Origin of the sequence: Streptomyces sp. YS-3 (assembly GCF_045257485.1) — a bacterium.
In the GTDB taxonomy this organism is placed as follows: Bacteria; Actinomycetota; Actinomycetes; order Streptomycetales; family Streptomycetaceae; genus Streptomyces.
Genome location: NZ_JBJHPC010000696.1, coordinates 1 through 3,399, shown reverse-complemented (window position 1 = coordinate 3,399; position 3,399 = coordinate 1). Strand labels below are relative to the sequence as shown.

Genomic DNA, 3,399 nt, shown 5'->3' with positions numbered 1-3,399 from the left:
GCGTCCTCGCTGTGTTGTTGCCTACCCGCCACAAGGGCCGGCAGGACTTTTCAAAGGAACCTCCAACCCACCATCACTGGCAGGCCGGGGTTGTCAATCTGGCGTTGACTTTTGGCACGCTGTTGAGTTCTCAAGGTACGGACGCTTCCTTCGTTCCCGTTTCCGGGCCCTCCGGGCGCTTCCTTCGTTTCCGACTCTATCAGACTCTTTCGTGTCCGATTCCCTGTCGGCGGGATTCGCTTTCCAGGTTCTCGCTTTCGCGTTTCCCTTTCCGGCGGTTCCGACTCTATCAGAAGCATTTCGGCCGAACTAATCGGCTTCGTGATTCGAATCAATCGGAATGGCTCTTCGGAAATCGCATTTCCGGTGAGAGCGAGAGAGATGTTATCGAGTGCGCCCGAACTTGTCCAGTCCGTCGCAACCGTTTGAATCTACCTCCCCACTCCGACCGTGTCAACGGTTTTTGTGGGCGAAGAGGACAGTACCAGGTCAGAGGGGCCGTACGCACATCAGGCGGCGGTCGGTACGCCCGCGCTGCGGTCCGGTTCCTCGACGTCGCCCGTCTCGCCCGCACGTACGGCTCGGCCGCCCAGGACGAACACGTACAGGAGGAAGGTCAGCTCGGCGGCGATGCCGATGGCGATGCGGGCCCAGGTGGGGAGGCCGGACGGCGTGACGAAGCCTTCCAGCAGGCCGGAGACGAACAGGACCAGGGCCAGGCCCATGGCCATGCCGAGGGCCGCGCGGCCTTCTTCCGCGAGTGCGTCGCGGCGGGTGCGCGGCCCGGGGTCGATGACGGTCCAGCCCAGGCGCAGCCCTGTGCCCGCGGCTACGAAGACGGCGGTCAGTTCGAGGAGGCCGTGCGGAAGGATCAGGCCGAGGAAGGTGTCCAAGCGGCCGGCCGAGGACATGAGGCCGATGCCCACGCCCAGGTTCAGCATGTTGGAGAAGAGGACCCACAGGACCGGCAGGCCCAGGAAGGCGCCCAGGACCAGGCACATCGCGGCAGCCTGCGCGTTGTTCGTCCAGACCTGGGCCGCGAAGGAGGCGGCGGGGTGGCTTGAGTAGTACGTCTCGTACTCGCCGCCCGGTCGCGTCATGTCCTTGAGCGTCTCCGGAGCGGCGATCGACGACTGGACCTCGGGATGGGTGCCGATCCACCAGCCGATGACCGCGGCCAGTGCCGTCGAGATCAGCGCCGCCGGAATCCACCATCTACGCGCGCGATAGACGGCTGCCGGGAACCCGGCCGTCAGGAAGCGTGCGGCGTCGCGCCAGGACGCGCGGCGGGTGCCGGTCACCGTGGCGCGGGCACGGGCGACGAGCTGGGTGAGACGGGCCGTGAGCTGCGGGTCGGGCGTCGAGGACTGTATCTGCGACAGGTGCGTCGAGGTGCGCTGGTAGAGGGCGACGAGTTCGTCGGCCTCGGCACCGGTCAGGCGGCGGCCACGGCGCAGCAGACGTTCGAGGCGGTCCCACTCGTGGTGGTGGGCGGTGACGAAGACGTCGAGGTCCATGGTCGGCTGCTGCTCCAGGCACTGGGTGCGTACGGTCCGTCCTACTGCGGCGCGCTGCGGGCCAGCTTGGCAGACTGGGGTTTCCGAGGGTCGGGGAAGGTCGCCGCTTCGGCGGCCTGGGTGCAGGTCGTCGTCCCGAACGGCGACGATGAAGGGTGGGTACCGGTGAGTGCGCTGGTCACGGGGGACGCGGTTGTGCTGGGGCTGCGGCCCGCGCGACTGCCCAGTCGCGCGCTCGCGCTTCTCATCGACATGGCCGTGGCCTGGACCGGGTACTTGATCGTCTCGTTCTCGCTGCTGCTGGCCACCGCTTCCCTCGACGATGCGGCGCAGGCGGCGATAGCCGTCGCTCTGTTCGTCCTCGTCCTTGTAGGAGCGCCGATAGCCGTCGAGACGCTGTCGCACGGGCGCTCCCTGGGGAAGCTCGCCTGTGGTCTGCGCGTGGTGCGCGACGACGGCGGGCCCATCCGCTTCCGGCACGCGCTCGTGCGCGGGGCCATGGGCGTCGTGGAAATTCTGCTGACCTTGGGGGTCGTCGCCTGCATCGCGTCCCTGGTCTCGGCTCGGGGACGGCGGATCGGGGATGTGTTCGCGGGGACCCTGGTCGTACGCGAGAGGGTGCCCGCCGGGCGGACCGCCGCCGTACCGCCGCCTCCGCCCTGGCTGCGGGGACGTTTCGCCGGGCTCGATCTGTCGGGGGTGCCGGACGCTCTGTGGCTGGCGGTACGGCAGTACCTGACGCGCATGGGGCAACTCGACGCCCAGGTGAGCTGGGGGATGGCGGTCCGGCTGGCCGATGACCTGGTGGCGCGGACAGGGGCGCCGGCGCCGGAGGGGGTGCCTCCGGCCGCCTATCTGGCGGCGGTCATGGCCGAGCGGCAGGCGCGGGACGCGAGGCGGGCATTCGGTACGTCTCACGGCGCCACGCGTTTCCCGCCGCACACCATGGCCGGTGTCCCTGTGGCACCGCACACCATGACCGGCCTCGCTACAGCGCCGGGCGGGATGGCCGCGCCCCCGCGCACGCCGTCCACAACCCAGCCGCCACCCTTCGCGCCGCCCGCGACCACGCTGCCCGCAGGCACGCCACCCGCGACCACGCCTTCAGTCCCCACGACGGCAGACGCCGCCCCCTCGGCGCCGGTGCAGCGGCCCGGGCCCGAGTCGGCTGGCCGTTCTGGCACCGGCTTCGTACCGCCTGCCTGAGCGGCCTGTCCGTCTCGCGGGTCCCGGCGGTTCTTATGTGGCGATCCGCCCGCGAGGACGCGCGAGGACACTAGACCGGCTCTACGGGCCCCAGGCCGACGGCGGGCTTTCGAGGGATTCGAGCTCGATTCCGGGCGCCGCGAGGACCACGTCACCGGCGATGTGGACGGTGTGCTGTTCCCCCGTGTCCAGGGCGCTGACCTGGTACTCGTCCACGGTCAGGGGGCCGTTGTCAGTGGCGTGCGCTTCACTGTTCACCAGGGCCCAGGACTGGTCGAGGGTGCGGGGCGCCAGGACGGGGTCGGTGAAGGCGACGAGGCGTACGCGGGTCGCGGGGGAACCGGGGGTGAGGCGGAGCAGGCGTGATGTGGCGATGAGGAATGCCGGGGACGTGCCGGTGAAGGCGTGGGCGGGGACATTGCCTTCGGTGGCGTGAGTGCCGGTGGGGTCGGTGCGGACCCAGGTGACGCCGTCGAGGGCGGCTCCGCGCACCTGCCAGGCACCGGCGTGCAGTTCGAGGCGGATGGGGCGGCCGAGGTCGTCGAGGGCCAGGTCGACGGAGCCGGCGGGGTCGCCGGAGGGGGTGGTGATCTGCGAGACGTAGCGCCAGCCGGAGGGGCCGGGCGCGCAGTGGAAGTGTTCATCGCCGAGGGGGGTGTGATCGTGCGGATCGTGA

At 70.0% G+C, this 3,399-nt stretch carries 3 protein-coding genes; 1 reads left to right on the top strand and 2 read right to left on the bottom strand.

Annotated elements, in window-relative coordinates; all coding sequences use genetic code 11:
- Positions 1-509: 509 nt before the first annotated feature.
- Positions 510-1,517: a stage II sporulation protein M gene (locus ACJA3G_RS33425; protein WP_406556788.1), complete on the bottom strand. Its 1,008-nt coding sequence runs from the start codon at positions 1,515-1,517 to the stop codon at positions 510-512.
- A gap of 165 nt (positions 1,518-1,682) precedes the next feature.
- Here ACJA3G_RS33425 and ACJA3G_RS33420 point away from each other — a divergent pair, with 165 nt between their 5' ends.
- Complete coding sequence (locus ACJA3G_RS33420; RefSeq protein ID WP_406556789.1) at positions 1,683-2,723, top strand: RDD family protein; 1,041 nt, start codon at positions 1,683-1,685, stop codon at positions 2,721-2,723.
- 81 nt (positions 2,724-2,804) lie between these two features.
- Here ACJA3G_RS33420 and ACJA3G_RS33415 read toward each other — a convergent pair.
- Positions 2,805-3,399 (bottom strand): hypothetical protein (locus tag ACJA3G_RS33415; protein WP_406556787.1); only part of this gene is annotated, 595 nt, incomplete at its 5' end.

Coding starts and splice junctions, on each gene's coding strand:
- ACJA3G_RS33425 (WP_406556788.1), bottom strand. CDS start 1,517: ATGGACCTCGACGTCTTCGTCACCGCCCACCACCACGAGTGGGACCGC.